The sequence below is a fragment of the Ureibacillus aquaedulcis genome (assembly GCF_030418165.1).
Taxonomy (GTDB): Bacteria; Bacillota; Bacilli; order Bacillales_A; family Planococcaceae; genus Ureibacillus; species Ureibacillus aquaedulcis.
Window position 1 is genome coordinate 247,050 of the sequence record NZ_JAUHTQ010000003.1, and the last position, 15,882, is coordinate 262,931.

Annotated in this window: 9 protein-coding genes and 1 other RNA gene; 3 read left to right on the top strand and 7 right to left on the bottom strand. The window is 31.4% G+C overall.

Annotated features, from left to right (window positions below):
* Positions 1–2 precede the first annotated feature (2 nt).
* The 5 genes from QYB95_RS06020 to QYB95_RS06040 all read right to left on the bottom strand — a co-directional run bounded on the left by QYB95_RS06020 (position 3) and on the right by QYB95_RS06040 (position 10,408).
* The gene (locus QYB95_RS06020; protein ID WP_301137379.1) at positions 3–2,255 is read right to left on the bottom strand and encodes an AAA family ATPase; all 2,253 of its coding nucleotides are present in this window, start codon (positions 2,253–2,255) and stop codon (positions 3–5) included.
* 403 nt (positions 2,256–2,658) lie between these two features.
* Positions 2,659–3,843, bottom strand: coding sequence for a GIY-YIG nuclease family protein (locus QYB95_RS06025; RefSeq protein WP_301137381.1), 1,185 nt, complete (start codon positions 3,841–3,843; stop codon positions 2,659–2,661).
* Positions 3,833–5,758 carry a DEAD/DEAH box helicase gene (locus tag QYB95_RS06030; RefSeq protein ID WP_301137382.1) on the bottom strand — a complete coding sequence of 642 codons (1,926 nt, stop codon included), beginning with the start codon at positions 5,756–5,758 and terminating at the stop codon, positions 3,833–3,835. Before QYB95_RS06030 ends, QYB95_RS06025 begins: the two co-directional genes overlap by 11 nt.
* Positions 5,759–8,410 carry a class I SAM-dependent DNA methyltransferase gene (locus QYB95_RS06035; RefSeq protein WP_301137390.1) on the bottom strand — a complete coding sequence of 884 codons (2,652 nt, stop codon included), beginning with the start codon at positions 8,408–8,410 and terminating at the stop codon, positions 5,759–5,761.
* A 60-nt stretch (positions 8,411–8,470) separates the two neighbouring features.
* On the bottom strand, positions 8,471–10,408 hold the full coding sequence (locus QYB95_RS06040; protein WP_301137391.1) for an N-6 DNA methylase: 1,938 nt from the start codon (positions 10,406–10,408) through the stop codon (positions 8,471–8,473).
* A gap of 1,281 nt (positions 10,409–11,689) precedes the next feature.
* Here QYB95_RS06040 and QYB95_RS06045 point away from each other — a divergent pair.
* From QYB95_RS06045 to QYB95_RS06055, 3 genes are all read left to right on the top strand, one after another.
* Positions 11,690–11,932, top strand: coding sequence for a helix-turn-helix domain-containing protein (locus QYB95_RS06045; protein WP_301137392.1), 243 nt, complete (start codon positions 11,690–11,692; stop codon positions 11,930–11,932).
* A gap of 15 nt (positions 11,933–11,947) precedes the next feature.
* Complete coding sequence (locus QYB95_RS06050) at positions 11,948–13,129, top strand: tyrosine-type recombinase/integrase (protein WP_301137393.1); 1,182 nt, start codon at positions 11,948–11,950, stop codon at positions 13,127–13,129.
* Between the two features lie 191 nt (positions 13,130–13,320).
* Complete coding sequence (locus QYB95_RS06055; protein WP_301137394.1) at positions 13,321–14,484, top strand: site-specific integrase; 1,164 nt, start codon at positions 13,321–13,323, stop codon at positions 14,482–14,484.
* Positions 14,485–14,610: 126 nt separating this feature from the next.
* Here the strand turns inward: QYB95_RS06055 and ssrA are convergent.
* Positions 14,611–14,966: a transfer-messenger RNA gene (gene ssrA, locus QYB95_RS06060) on the bottom strand.
* 207 nt (positions 14,967–15,173) lie between these two features.
* A complete protein-coding gene (gene smpB / locus QYB95_RS06065) occupies positions 15,174–15,641 on the bottom strand; it encodes an SsrA-binding protein SmpB (protein ID WP_137729761.1) in 468 nt (155 codons plus the stop codon).
* Positions 15,642–15,882 lie beyond the last annotated feature (241 nt).

Sequence of the window (15,882 nt, forward strand, 5' to 3'; positions counted from 1 at the left end):
ACCTACCAGAAGTTAACAGTGTGCTTTGTATTTAACATTCTATTAAACTTTTCATACGATAATGGATATGGTAGTAGTTTTTGTAAAATGGTATTAGAGTTAGAATCGATTTCCATTCTTTTTATTTCGATTCTAGGTAAAATTTTTCCTAAGATAATAAAATCAATCATTTCATTCTTTTCGATTTCGTCTTTTGTATAGCTTAAAAAATTTCGGATATGTTTATAACCACGGCTATTTAGCGAAGCATTAGGGAAATCTTTGAAAAGTAATGAAATTTCCTCTATTTTTTCAATAGCATCGCTTATCGATTCAGCATCTAAAACAAATTCTTCGAATAATTCATAATTCATTTTTATCTTACCTGTTAACTTTTGAAGATTACTTTTTATATCTTCTTTTTCTTGAAAAGTTAGGTGATTAATTTCCATAATAAAACTTCTATCGATGACTTTTGGGCTAAGAGGTTTTACGGTGTGATCCATGTTTAACGTACCTATAAAACGAACGTTTTCTGGAATTCTAAATACCGGAGGATATAAATCTATTAACTCTCTAGCATTTTGTTGTCTCTCTAAACTTGCCGTGCCTTCTGTTAAAATTATTTTGGCAGTATTCCAATGTCTTTTGGGATATAAACGTAACGATTGTGTTTTTTCTTCCCGCGCACTTAATATTTCTGAAAAATAGTATTCTATATGGGCTAAATTCATTTCGTCTAAACATATTAAGAACAACTTAGATTTATTTTCCTCCATTGCAGCTTCGGCCAACGCCTCCATAAATGGTGTTGGTACAAATGCTTTGTCCATTGGATGGAAGTAGCCAAGTAAATCTTGAGTATCAGTCCAACTCGTTTGAACAGGGATCATACGTACTTCTACATTTTCAACTGCACTAGCAAACGCATGTACAATACTTGATTTGCCCGTTCCTGAAGGTCCCGCTAGGATAGTTAATATATTTGCTTGCAAAGCATAAACAAAGCTTTTAATAATCCCTAACTTATATATCAAATGTTGATTATCATTGTGATAAAACAAAGATTGCAGATTTGAAATAAATTGTTCTGGTATATACTCTAACTTTTCAAAGCTATTATCAACTTGTCTGATACTCCCATCTAACTCATCAATTTTAACTAATTCATCTATTCGTTTTAATATACGATTCCAATCCTTACGATTCTCTTCTAATGTTTCTTCAGCCTCTGTTATCTTTTCATTCTGCTTGGAAATTGCTTCTCTTATTTCATTTAATTGATTTAAGTCATCCGATAATAGTTGTCGTACTTCTGCACTTGTATCTAATAATTTTTTTGTTAATAAAGACTTAATCATTTCATCATCTTGTTTCTTTACTTCGAATACCTCATAAGCTTTTTCAATATACTCTGTATCTACATACTCTAATAGTGCTTGATGTAATGTCTGAGGTACAACTTCGGCACCATCAAAATCTACATACAACAAAGATGAAATAAAATGCTCATTACGAACTGCTGCAAAGTTTACCGCTATAATATCCCCAACTTTTATTCGTTCTTTATTATTTAAAGTTTCAATTGGACGTGATAACTCCCATTCAGACTTTAAGAAAGGGTGAGGCAGTATTTTGTATCCATACTTTGTTAATTGGATAGGTACTCCAATAATTTGTTTTGTACCTATATCGATTATTTTCAACAGCAATCTGCCATTAAGAAATCTTTTAAATTCATATACAAATTTTCTAACTAAATCTTGATTTAAAGAGCTATTTTGATATGTATCGGCCATTTCAGTAACTAAATCATTTACTTCCTCATACAGCCATTTTGAATAATTATGGAGAACATTAACTTCACCAGTAGTATCAAAATTTTTAGTGTCTTGCACCTCTCTTGAGTCCCTTCCCAACGAGAACATTTCTAAATAGGATTTAGTAATTAAAAGCATTCCTTGTGTTATTAATTCATTCTTTTGTTTATTAATAGACTCTAATTCTCCTGATTCAACAGCTACCTTTAATTCTTGTAATAAATCCGTTAAATCTTTTGCTTTATTAATATCGATATTTTCAAAATATGCCTTAAAATTTTTCTTTCTTTTAGGCTTTGTACCCGCTTTCATAAAAGCTAATATATTAGTAAGTACTTGTAGATTATCATTGTTAAAATTTTCCTCATTAAGCAACATATTTTGAAATGATAAAAATGAATCTCTATAACTCATTAGCTCTTCATCTTCAAGTACGACATTATTTACAGTTACCATAACATTACCTCCAAACCAAACTTAAACTCTATGTTAAATATTTAACTACTATAATATTACCTTTATTAACCACAATATTATAGTGCTAATTACTTAATAAGGTTAAGAATATACTTATTTATTTCAAATAAAAAAGCACCCTCATTTAAAGTTCGATAGGGGTGCTTCATAGGTATTCTATATTTATTATTTTTTCAAGCTTAAACTTGCTTAAAAATTTCTAAGAACCATAACTTTGAACAGGCATGGAATTTACTTTTGAACAATCAAAAATTTAATTTGTTTTAATTCCATTCTAAAGTTAATACCACTTTAGACCGCTCTTGTGTAATTAATTTTATACTAACTTTTCTAATACAGCTAAAGTAAAAAGTTATTTTTCAATATTATGAACGTAAAACATTTACCTTCTTAGTACAGTACTCTGTGTAGATAAATCATATCGAAAATTAGTAATTTGTCTATTTTGGATTAGTAAGATTACCTGTTCAATTACTTCTAACGGAGCAATAAACCATTCGCGCGGCTTATGCATAACTCCATTTCCATCTGAAATCGTAACATCTAGACAAGCAGCTCCAAAGAATTGATGTAATAATTGCTCAAGTTTATTTGTATTTAAGTTATAACATTCAAAAGTTGTTATTATTTTTACTGGAGCCATTAAAAACGTTGGGTCCTTCTCTGCATTTTTAATACGATTCTCCACAGTATTTTTTGTAAAACCAATTTTATATAAATTACTTATTTGGAAAATATCTGGATTTTTGCTTAAAGACTGTAAAACGTATATATATCCTGTCCCTACATCATCATCATTTACATCAACAAATTCTATATCCTCATGTTCAGTTACACGTCTCCCATGTTTGTATAATTCTGCTGATAAAGATCGTAATAGCATATCTGATTCTGTACCATTTTCAAAAATACATCTTAAACGTGCGTTTACTACTCCTTTTTCAATATTAAGTTTACCTACTTCAGCTACATAAAGAAGAACACCTTTCAGTACAAAAAAAGACCCTTGTTCTATATCTCCATTTCTGAAGGGGATTATTTTTCTCTTGCCCCTTCGAAGTTCATTTTGACACTGTAAAAGCAATGGTTCAAATAATTTGAAGTCTTTACACCTTTTTCTACGAGCAATATATTCAGGCATTGTAGTTTTCTTTTCTGGGATGTTCTTAATAGTGAAAATAGACTCTTGATTCCCACCTAATAAACCTAATGGGTCTGAACTTAAAATATCATTTAAAGAATTGACCTCTGGAATTTTTAAATCCTCTTTTTGTGGAGTCGATTTCTCTATTTTATTTAACCACCCAAATTGATCGTATGGCTCCAGGACTTGTACCTTTTCTCCATTCTCTCTAATATTCTCCAATCGATAATAAAGCTTTCTTTCCTTTATACTATTTCCTTCAAAAGGTAGTCTATTATTCTCTTTATAAAACTCTACTATTTCCTCGAAAGAATTAATCAGACGTTCATGCTCAGTAATAGGTTTAGGAGCATCTTTAACATCAAGCAAACCTAACTCATCACTCGCAAAAATATCTTCTAAACTTTTAGGTTTATTCTCCATTCTTCATCTTCCTTTTTTGATCCTTTAAATATATAATCGCTTCAGCCATTCTTCTTTCCAAAGGATCCGATGATTCCAAACTTGGTTGTCTTTGCTGAGTTTTTACGAATTCATTTATCTTTGGCCACAGAATTAGCACTTCTTCCTCTGACATTTGAATCCGTGTAGCTTCAATCGATTCTTGAATTAACTTTAATACAGGTGCAGTAACTGATTTAGATAGAATTTCAAACGCATGTTGAAATGGATTAATTCTATCAATTAAATCAATATGTAAATCATCAATATTTACAAATCGATCTGCCATTATAATAAAACGTTTGTCACCAGACTCTTTAATTTCACTATTCTTAACAACTGAATCAAGAACGACATGTTGTCTTACTTCCTCTACTTCTTCATCATTTAAATCTGGATACTTAACTTGAATAATTTTGGGTATTAATACTTTATTTATAACTTCAGGGTCAATATTACCTGGCATTGCCTTTAACATCTGATCATCTTGAAGAATTGCAGCTTTCAGGTCATTTAGATCAGATTCGATAATATCCTTAACACGCTGCGTACTAGGTGCTTTAAATCCTTTAATCTTTAACTCTCCGGGTTCAGATATGTCATCATCTGATTTTTTTGGCTTAAATTTAAAATTAGGCGCTAATACTTGTTCCATTAATAAAGACGCTGTAATTGCTTTAAGCATATTATTTACAGATATTTTTACTGAATCATCTTCAGCATCCGGTTGAGCAATTAAATTTGTGAATTGTGCATGTGTTTTATTAAAACTATCACGGGTACACCTTCCAATAATTTGAATGATTTCAGTTAATGAACCACGATAACCTACAGTTAGTGCATGTTCACAAAATGGCCAGTCGAATCCTTCTTTTGCCATACCTAATGCGATAATTAAATCAAGATCTTCAGGCTCTTTAATTGAGCGAAGATAATTAACAACTTTTTCTCGTTCTTTAGGTCGGTCTTCCACTAAATCTGCTACTTTGATAATTTTCCCATCATTATGACGTTTTACGTATATAATACCTGTCTCTGGATTTTGATAAGTTACATCACCAATCTCATCTAAAATAAAGTCTACTTCATTATTCTTATCTTTTGTAGATTCACCCGAATTGACATTAGGTATATGAAGAATTGTTTTTTTATCTGTATCTAATACTTCCATAATAGCACTTGTATAACGCTTTTGATAAAAGTGATATCCGATTCCTAATGATTTCAAATATTTATAACCATTGAGTTGTTCGTAATAATTATAGGTAACTTTTGCAAATTTCGCTTCATCTTCCGGCAGTAACACTGGCACACTATCTCCACGGAAATAAGATCCTGTCATAGCAACAATATGAGTACTATTATAATTAATTAATGTTCTAAGTACTTCACCTAGACGATTATCTGAATTTGCTGAAACATGATGAAATTCATCAATTGCAAGTAAAATATTATTAAATTTTACTGTTTCTATTTCTTCAAATGCAAACCTCAACGTAGCATGTGTACAAATTAATATTTTCTCATCATTTTCAAGAAATCTCTTGAAAGCTGTAACTTTATTTTTATCCCCGCCCGGAGTACATAAATTATACTCTGGAGAGGGGTTCCAATCAGCAAAAAAGCCATTTTCCGTTAATTTAGTTTGTTTAAAAGAACTACCAATAGACCTCTCAGGTACTGCTACAATAACCTTTTTAAGTCCCTGATTATATAATTTATCTAACGCAATAAACATTAATGCACGAGATTTACCAGATGCTGGTGGTGCTTTTAATAATAAATACTGTGAACCTCTTTTTTCATAAGCTTTTGCCTGCATTTCACGCATACCAAAACTATTCAAAGTCCCCGATTGTAAATTACTATTATATTTAATTTCTACTAAATTAAACAATTACATAACCCCCTCTTTATTTTTGAAATGAATGTATAAATCTAATAAATGATTCATCCTTTCTTCGTCACTACTAAATCCTTGTTTCTTGTAAATTGAATCTACTAATAAATCTAATTCTAAATGCACTTTCAAAAGATCATCTGGCATATTTTCATATAGCTTAGCTAATGTTTTTTCTGTATAATTTTCACGAACTTCTAGTATTTCAAATGCTTTTTCATTTAATAATTTCTTTTTATTATCAGTTAATTTAGGTATTGGAAAAGTATTGTAACAGTTTTCTATAGAATATCTAATCCTCGTTTCTAATTTTCCTCCAACTAAGTTGACCCAACAATGATGCATTTTTGATGTTATTAAACTAAAAAGCCACGGCTCAGCATTATAAATGGCTAATGCAGAATCTGAAATTATTGTATCTGAGTCTAAAAACCCTATTGGTATATATAGTCTTTTTTCAGAGGATACTCTTGGAATAATTAATGCTTCCGTTTCTCGATATCTAATTTCTCCAAACTTATGCGGAATACTAGATAATTTTTTGGTGGCTTCCCTCTTACTATTACTCCTTGAAGCTCTAACATTATTGATTCTTGTAGCTATCTTTTCAATTTTTAAAGCTTCATCTAAATCATTATCACGTATCCAGAGGCACCATCTATTTATACCTTTAATAAATTCGTTGGCACCCATAAATTTCTTAATAAACTTTTCGGCTTCAATATTAGAATTTATTAAATCATTGTATTCATTCTCATTTAAAAGAAGATAACCTGAGTCATTTGCCATACTTCCAAATGTCATTTTAGGTAAACCACATAATTGTTGATTTGACCCATATACTACCGTGTTATCTCTATTAAATAAATAAGGAGATATATTACTAACTTCTAGTTTAATATTATTATCAAAAATATATTTTTTCTCCCTTGATAATTTTCTAATACCAATAATTACACAAGTTACTCCTGCTTTATCTTTAGCATTATTAGTCCACTTAAAAGATTTAAATGCAAACCCGATTTCTAAACCTTGTTGAAAAATATATGGCCAAATTAACGCAACTTGTTCACCCTGCGTTATGGAATTTGTCGAAACAAAAGCAAATTTACAATTCCTATTTCTTGAAAACATACTTGCTTTATAAAACCAAATTGTAATATAGTCGAGTTCCTTAAATTTTAGACCGGTTCCCTTAAATGCTATTGCCATCTCCTTTTTTTGCTCTGAATTCATTAATCTGGCACCTAAATAAGGAGGGTTACCTAATATATATACCTCTTCTTGATTATTTTCAGGACATACATCATTCCATTCTAATAAGGCTGCATTTCCACTTATAATATTGCCTGATGCTTTTAATGGAAGAGTAGGATTTGTTCTCCCAAACTTATTTAAAAATTCTCTGTTCATTTGATGTTCGGCTAGCCATAAGGATAAGATTGCAATCTCATGGGCAAAATCATCTTTCTCTATTCCATAAAAATGATCTAGAGATATTGTTGAAAGATATAAAGTAGACTCTATATTATTAAGTTCTTCAAGGATAAGCATTTCGAGTTGTCTAATTTCTTTATATGATATAATTAAAAAGTTTCCAGATCCACATGCTGGATCAAAAATTTTAATAGTAGTAAGCCTATGTAAAAGCTCATTTAGTAATGTTACATTACCTTTGCGTTTTTCAAATTCTTCATATAATTCATCTAAAAATAACGGTCTAATAACTTTCATAATGTTGGGGACAGATGTATAATGCATACCCATACTTCCTCTATATTCTGGGGATACTACACCTTGAAACATAGACCCAAAAATATCAGGGTTAATTAATGACCAATCTAAAGAACCACATTCTAATATTGCTTGTCTTGATTTCCTACTAAATTCAAAAGTAATCTCAACATCTTCAAATAGCTTTCCATTTACATATGGAAATTCAACTAAATAACTTGGTAAATTAATTCTCTTTTCATTTGGTAAATTCAATACTTTAAATAGTCTATTAATATAACCATTTAAGTCACTACCATCTGTTTGGGTGTGAGATTCAATTGATTTCGTGAAAATCCCTTTTGAAAAAATATCAGTATCTTCTGCAAAAAAGCAAAACAACAATCTTGTTAAAAAAACATTTAACTCATGTGTTTTTTCACTATTAGTTATTTTGTTATCTACTTTTATTTGATCATATAATTTAGCCATTTTTTCTGCTGCTTTAACATCTGCTGGATTCTCAATTTGATACACTGCTTTTTCCATACCAGCAAAAGGTAAAAAGAAGTCAAAATGCTTGGCTAGATCTTTAAAATCAATATCAAGTGTATCTAAAGTTTTTGTATCTCTAGCAAGAACTTTCTCAAAGTTAGTTATAATGATAAAACGCGGTTCATGAGTAAATGTATCTTTTAGTTCAACCAATTTAACATATTCATCATATAATTCTTTATCAGTTGTTTTTTTAAAGTATAATTTCTTTTTCCAAATAACTTCATTCGGATTTTTAGCTAAATTTAATGTTCCTTTTTTTAGCCTTGTTATAGAGGCTTTTGGTAACCCATATGCTAGTAAAAAATTATATATAAACTCTTGTTTATCACTATTTAAGACAATTCCATTTATCGATTCTTCTATTTGGGCAATATTCAAAATAACCACATCCTTACAAAATTAATTATAAAACATACACATAAGAGACTTAGATGTTTTTTATTTCAATCTTTCCATTACATCACTTATTCCCATTTTAGAGTATGCACTTAATTTACCTATCTTTAATACTTCCTGTGCTTGTTGCAGTAAAATATTATATTTTTCTTCAGCTTCCTGAACCGTTCGGACTGTTTCCTCTTGTTCTTTCAGGTCAAGATTAGGAAACTCAATATCTTCAATATCCTTCGTGGTTAAAGCTTTAACTGTCCCTCCTTTTTGCACTCCTTCAATAAGAGCCATACCTACTGGACTTTCTAAAAAAGCCTTAATATACTCAGGTATATAGGACGGGTTAGTTATTCTTATTCTTATAAACATATTAGATAGAACAAGAGGCTCGTTATGCTCAGGAACAATAGCCACTTTAAATGCGGTTCCACGGCTAGCAATAATTATGTCACCACTTTGTACCTTATAACGTTCAGCATTTTGAACTGAAATCACTTCAATACTTTCTAAGCTAATTTTACCGTTCTCAACATCCTTTAATTGAATAACCTTATATCCTTTTTTGTTCTCTTTAATCGAATTCTTTGAAGGTAAATTTACTCCACGTGACAATTTTGCTATTTCCTTTAAAGATTTTTTATTATCTACTCTCTTGTCATATAAAGCTTTATTTATAACAATCTCTCCAAATTCAGATTCCACAGTTTGACTTGTAAAATAATGATTTGGGTTTAGATTATATTGGCTCTCTCTTATTTCTTGGAGATTCGCAATTTTTGTGTCCTTTGTACTTGTGGAGAATTGCTCGTAAGTTGAAACAATTGCATCAATATTATCCTGTTTTAAGTAATATTGGGTTCTACTACCAATCACATATTGTTCTTCCGCATTTGTAAATAAAACCTTATTCTTTCTATTTTGGTCTTTGTTTTTATTTAATATTAGTAAAACAGTTTGAACCGCAACTGCAGGTAGAATTTTGTTAGGTAACAGTACAACCGCCTCAATAATATCATTTTCAACTATATACTCTCTAAATGCCTTTTCGGCGTAAGAACTTCTAGATAGTACTCCAGTAGGTATAATTAATGCAGCCTTTCCATGTTCATTTAATGATGCAACCGTATGTTGAAGAAATGCTAAATCACCATGCATTTTACCAGTTTTACCCATCCTCCCATTAAAACGTCCATATGGGTCGTAATCCATAAGATTTCGATCGTTTAACTTCAAGCCAAAAGGTTGATTCATCACAATGTAATCAAATTCCATTAAGTTACTTCCATTTTCGATAAACATAGGGGAAAACAGCGTGTCACCTTTTGCAATTTGATATAGTGATAATTCAATTCCATTTACTATTGCATTCATATAAGCTAACGCAACATTTGATTCAGATATCTCTTGCCCAAACATTGAAACTCTATTATTCAATTGATAAGCTTCAATTAATGAGCCGCCTATTCCTGCCGCTCCGTCATAAATTTTACCACTAGAAGGCTTTAATATTTTTATCATTAGCTTATTTAATTCTTTCGGTGTGATTAATGGGGCTAGTACTTTTTTATCTCGTCTCATAAAACTTTCCACTAGATGTATAAAGTATTGACCTGTTAGATTAAAGTCTTGAAATTCCTCTGTTGTGAGGGAACTATGGTCCATAATCAATAAGCAATCGTACAGTAAATTGTCTTCAATATTTGATAAAGAGTATAAATTTAATAATTCAAGATGAGGTTTATTCAGATAAATAATTTCATCTAATAATTTATCGATTTGATTACCTATATTATAATGGGATGAACTAATTGTCTCCCAAGTTATATCGGCAGGTATATTTATTGAGTGTTTTTTATTTACTAATAAGAATTTTGCCATGAATATTCTGGTTGCAACTTCATGAAATTGAGAATACTGTATTTCACTTCTTAATCGATCACCGATTTCCATACTTGCTTTGCTTGCTCTTAACTCTACACTTTTCATTGAGCCAACACCCCTTCCATTACGAAATTTTAAAAAGGTATTTAAAATTCCTTTTTCAATACTGCATAATTATTCCTTATTACTTTAAAACATGAATATTAATTTATTACCTTTTATTTCAATAGACTAGTTATATCATACTTCGTAATACCTGTAAAGGTATTACGAATTCCTTTTTCAAAAACATAAAATACTTTAGTAAACGTTGGTCATATTTAAAACTTTTTTAGAATGTAAACAGGTGAATAAGTGATATTAACACCCTCAACTTAAACTTTTCTCTTTCCCTTCTAATTTTAAATATTTGAGCAGTAAAGTTTTTAATCAACAAATGGAAAACTAAAGAAATGCATAATGAAGACGATGATTACTATAATGTGGCCGAAGATATTGAATTTAAAATTCATTGGAAAGGCAATGGTCTATACGCGGACTTGATTTTACAAGTGATTACACATTAGCTCATATTACTGAAATTTTTGAAAATGAAGCTGAGGTAGGTATTCCAATTTTCTTGAAGACCAAAAAGAAATCGAAAAAAAAAGAATTATATCTGTCTAATGATGCAATTATATTTATGGAGTTTGGCACCCCATAAACTTAAAGTTAAAAGATGTTATTAACTGCGATGAAATACTAGAATATAATAAAGATGAAGTTTAAGTCATTATTAGTTACTGAATTACGTGATTTGAATATTTGTCACTTCTATGATTTTCTAAAACAGTATGCAATTCTACAAGGTTTATAATGTAATACGAAACCGTAACTTCCCTTCTTCAGATGTTACGGTTTCGTATTACATTATTGACATACAAATACATATTTAACTGAGCAAAAAGTTAATTAGTTAACAAGAATTCTTTTACACATATAACAAGTTTTCATTACCTACTGCTTAGTCCTGGCTTACTTATTACATGATTTCCTTACTCAAATATGTGAAAATTTTCTTAGTAGGCAAACAAACATTTAACAGATCATATTAAAGATAGATTCAGATATCACATTCGTATTGTTGCTTTTCAACAATTGGTTTTGAGATTAAAAGAACACTTGCTCCATGTAAAATTACCTTGTATAAATAAAGGAATATTAATTTTTCAATATTTTCTATTGCATTATTATTATTTTTAAATTATTATGAATATAACTTAAATACAGACAACAAGGGAAAACCCCTAATGGATATTAATCTATATCACTTGATATAGGTTTATTCGTTAGGGGTTTTTTGTCGTCGTAATTTAAAAATAACAATAATGCTGGAGGAAGTTAAAAATGCAAGAACAAGATTTAAAAATAATGTTACAAAGTCTATTAAATAATCTTTTCGACGATCTTAAAAGTAAGTCATCCACGAAGCAGTGGTTGTCATTACAAGAAGCTTCTGAATACATTGGGGTTTCTTATAATACATTGATGAAACTTCGTCTACATGGTCTCAAAATTGCCGAAATCAATGGGGTTAAGAGAATTTCCAAAAATGAGATTGATAATTTTTTGAATGAAAATAGTTTTTAAAATTTGGAGGACATAATGACTAAAATTACGGAATATATGAAAAAGGGTAAAAAACATTTTATGTTTAAAGTTTATCTGGGGAAAAATCCTATTGATGGAGAAGAAAGGAGTACTACTAGACGTGGTTTCAAAAGTAAAAAAGAAGCTGAACTGGCTTTAATGAAATTGAAGTTAGCTGCAGCAAATGGCGATTATCTCCAGCCAGCTCATAAAAAGTTTAATGAAGTATACAATCTATGGCTTGATGAAGAGTATAAAAATAGTGTAGAAGAGAGTACGTTAAAAAAAACTAAAACTATTTTCAAGATTCATGTTATACCTAAAATCGGAGATAGAGATATTAAGAAAATTAATCGTACATTGTGTAAGACTCTCATCAAAGAGTGGTCTGATTCTGTGAAACATGCTCGTGTCATTCGATCATATGTTTCGAGAGTATTTGATTTTGCAATTTCTAATGATTATGTAAAGGATAATCCTTTTAATGGTCTTAAAGTTTCTCGTCAAATTGAAAAATATGATTTAGAAGAAGAATTAGAATCAGAAGATTCAATAGAAGATATTGATTTTTATAATTATGAAGAGTTGATTAACTTTCTAGATGCAATAGAAAATGAAACAGATATAAAAATCAAGACATTTTATCGATTACTCGTATTTTCAGGGATGCGTAAAGGTGAAGCCTTTGCTCTCACTTGGGGAGATATTAATTTTAAAACGAATGAAATAAAAATAACAAAGGCACTAACTAAAGGTGAAGAAAGACCACTTTATATTAAAAAAACTAAAAATGGTATTAAAAGATGTATAGTTATGGATGAAGAGACGATGAATATGTTAAAGAATTGGAAACAAATCCAATCTGAACAATATAAAATACTCGGTTTTGAAATATCTCGAAAGAAACAACTTGTATTTAGTAATAATGATAATAAATTTATTCAACCCTCAAAAACTTTTGAGTGGATGAAAGGTATTTGCGAGAAAAATAATTTACGTTATTTAAATACACATGGCCTTCGCCATACACACTGTTCACTATTATTTGAAGCCGGAGTAAGTGTTAAAGAAGTACAAATCCGTTTAGGTCACAAAGATATCAAAACGACTTTAAATATTTATACACACCTTAGTCAGAAAAGTAAAATTAATACTGTACAAACATTTAAAGATTTCTTGGATAGCAAAAAACACTAAAATCAACCTTAGATATATAAATAAACACCTTCATTGAATGGATAGGAACAAAATCTAAAAATCAATGTTAAGGTGTTTTTATATTTTTAGAATTGTAATTTGTACATAAACTAAATTCAAGATAAAATAAAACAGTAGTATTCAAACTACACCCTCTTAATCTTGTCTCCGTAAGTATTAGGAGGAAAATAATGAGCAAACAAACATCTATTAAAAGTTATAAACTAAAGAATAATGAAACCCGTTATATGTTTCAGATATATATCGGCGTTGATCCTTTAACTGGTAAAGAGCAAAGTACGACTCGTCGTGGCTTTAAAACGAAAAAGGAAGCTAAAGACGCTTTGGTAGCTTTAAAGGTTGAGATTAAGAATGGTACGTTTAAAAAGAGAGCTATTGAAACATATCAGGACTTATATGATATATGGGTAAATGATTACGAGAATACTGTGCAAGATAGTACTTTTTTAAAGACGACACGCATCTTTAACAATCATATTCTACCTACGATGGGGAACTATAAGATTGATAAGATTGATGTGGAGACTTGCCAGAAACACGTGAATCAATGGGCTAAAGAGTTAAAACGTTTTAACATGGTGAAGGCATACGCAGCGAAAGTATTAAAGTTTGCGATGAAGCGCGGTTATATACAAATAAACCCTTTTGATCTAGTAGAAATACCAATTGTAAAGAAGCAAGTGTCCTTAGAGGAAGATGAAGAAGATGATGGGAATTTCTATACACGCGAGCAATTGGTTGAACTGCTAAATTCATTTGAGCAAGAAGGAAATTTAAAAAGATATGCATTTTTTCACCTACTCTCTTTTTCTGGAATGCGTAAAAGTGAAGCATTTGCTTTAATGTGGAAGGATATTAATTTTGTTAATAACGAAATTCGTATTACTAAAGCCGTAGCACGTGGAAAACAGGGGCTTTATTTAGGTCCAACAAAAAATGGGCTTCCGCGCACAATTAAATTGGATAATACAACGATGCAGCTTTTAAAGGATTGGAAAAAACAACAAGCCAAAAAGCATCTCCAACTTGGACTTAATACAATGCAAAAGAATCAACTTGTATTCCCAAGTACAAAAAACGCCCTTCACGAACCAAATAAAACGTATCGCTGGTTAAAACACGTATTAGAAAAGTATAAACTTGAAGCAATTACAACACATGGATTGCGCCATACTCATTGTTCGTTACTTTTTGAAGCAGGAGCTACGATTAAGGAAGTGCAATATCGTTTAGGACACAAGGATGTTAAAACCACTCTTGAGGTTTATACTCACGTTACTAAAAAAGCGAAAGCAGAAACGATTGATAAATTTGAAAAATACCTCACGGAATAAACTATTTTTGACTAGGAAAATGACTAGGTTTATTTGAAATTCATTGAAACTAAATGAAAATGCAAAAACGCCAAAACCCCTATAAATCAAGGATTTTGACGTTCATTGAAACTCAATGAAATTAAATTATGGAGACGGCGGGAGTCGAACCCGCGTCCAGAAACTCCAATACTTAAGCGTCTACGCGTGTAGTCTGCCTATTTACGATTCGCGTGGCATTATGCCGACAAACAGGCGTCCTGCATGCTAGCTTGGAAATCTCTTGCCGGTGACTCAAGCCGCACCACCGACCGTATCCCACTAAAGTTGGGCCCTACGTTATCCACATGGGCGATGGATAGGCAGAGCGCTTACGAGCTTACGCTGCGAAAGCTAAATTTTGTTGTTTGCCAGTTATTATATAACTTCCGTTGATGACGGAGCCGAGACCTCCGACGCGCAGCTCAAGCTTGAACCATCCCTGTCGAATCCGTAACGTCCCCCTATATAAGAGAGATGTGTTTTCACACATACGGCATAAAAGGCGGTGAAGCTTTAGCCTTTAGCTACTGGCAATCTGTATTCTTAGTATAGTACAAATTTGGACAATCGGCAACACATCTGATTCTACCTCTCTATCCGAAATGTACCAAAAGTGAATCTTCTATCTTTTACCCGTAAATTTACCGGATAAACTTCAACTCAGTAGATTAATACTGATTTTTCGCTTTGAAAGCACGTTCCATTTCCCTTTTGGCTTCCTTCTTCTTCAGATCATCACGTTTGTCGTAGTTTTTCTTACCTTTACCTACGCCGATTAGAAGTTTAGCATACCCATCTTTGATGTACATTTTTAGAGGCACGATTGTGTAGCCTTCTTGTTTCGTACGACCGAGTAGTTCACTGATTTGCTTTTTATGTAGCAGCAATTTTCTTACACGTAATGGATCGTGGTTGAAACGGTTCCCTTGGTCATATGGGCTAATGTGCATATTGGAAATCCAGGCTTGGTTGTTACGGATTTGAACGAAGGAGTCCTTTAGTTGAATCTTCCCTGCTCGGATTGATTTGATTTCTGTTCCTTGCAAGACCATTCCTGCCTCAATTGTTTCTTCAATGAAGTAATCATGGTTTGCTTTTTTGTTTTGTGCTAATACTTTTCCAGTTCCTTTTGCCACGAGCGACACCTCACAATTTCTAAAAGCGAAACCGCCCTGCTTAGCCCAAGCGCTGGCCGACAAAAACGCACATCGTGTGCATTGTCGGCACTTGCACATCCATGTGCGGCGGAATTCCCGAAGCGAAAGCTCTTTTTGCTTTCGTCGGAGGACCTGAAGCGCTCGAGGGGCTGGGCGGTGTAGCTAGACAACTTTTATTACGATAGGAAGTTTCATATTTTCCTATCATTCAATAGAACAC

Excerpts from the sequence above, each read along its gene's own strand:
- QYB95_RS06020 (WP_301137379.1), bottom strand. The coding sequence starts at position 2,255 with ATGGTAACTGTAAATAATGTCGTACTTGAAGATGAAGAGCTAATGAGT.
- QYB95_RS06055 (WP_301137394.1), top strand. The coding sequence starts at position 13,321 with ATGAGCAAACAAACATCTATTAAAAGTTATAAACTAAAGAATAATGAA.
- QYB95_RS06025 (WP_301137381.1), bottom strand. The coding sequence starts at position 3,843 with ATGGAGAATAAACCTAAAAGTTTAGAAGATATTTTTGCGAGTGATGAG.
- QYB95_RS06040 (WP_301137391.1), bottom strand. The coding sequence starts at position 10,408 with ATGAAAAGTGTAGAGTTAAGAGCAAGCAAAGCAAGTATGGAAATCGGT.
- QYB95_RS06045 (WP_301137392.1), top strand. The coding sequence starts at position 11,690 with ATGCAAGAACAAGATTTAAAAATAATGTTACAAAGTCTATTAAATAAT.
- QYB95_RS06050 (WP_301137393.1), top strand. The coding sequence starts at position 11,948 with ATGACTAAAATTACGGAATATATGAAAAAGGGTAAAAAACATTTTATG.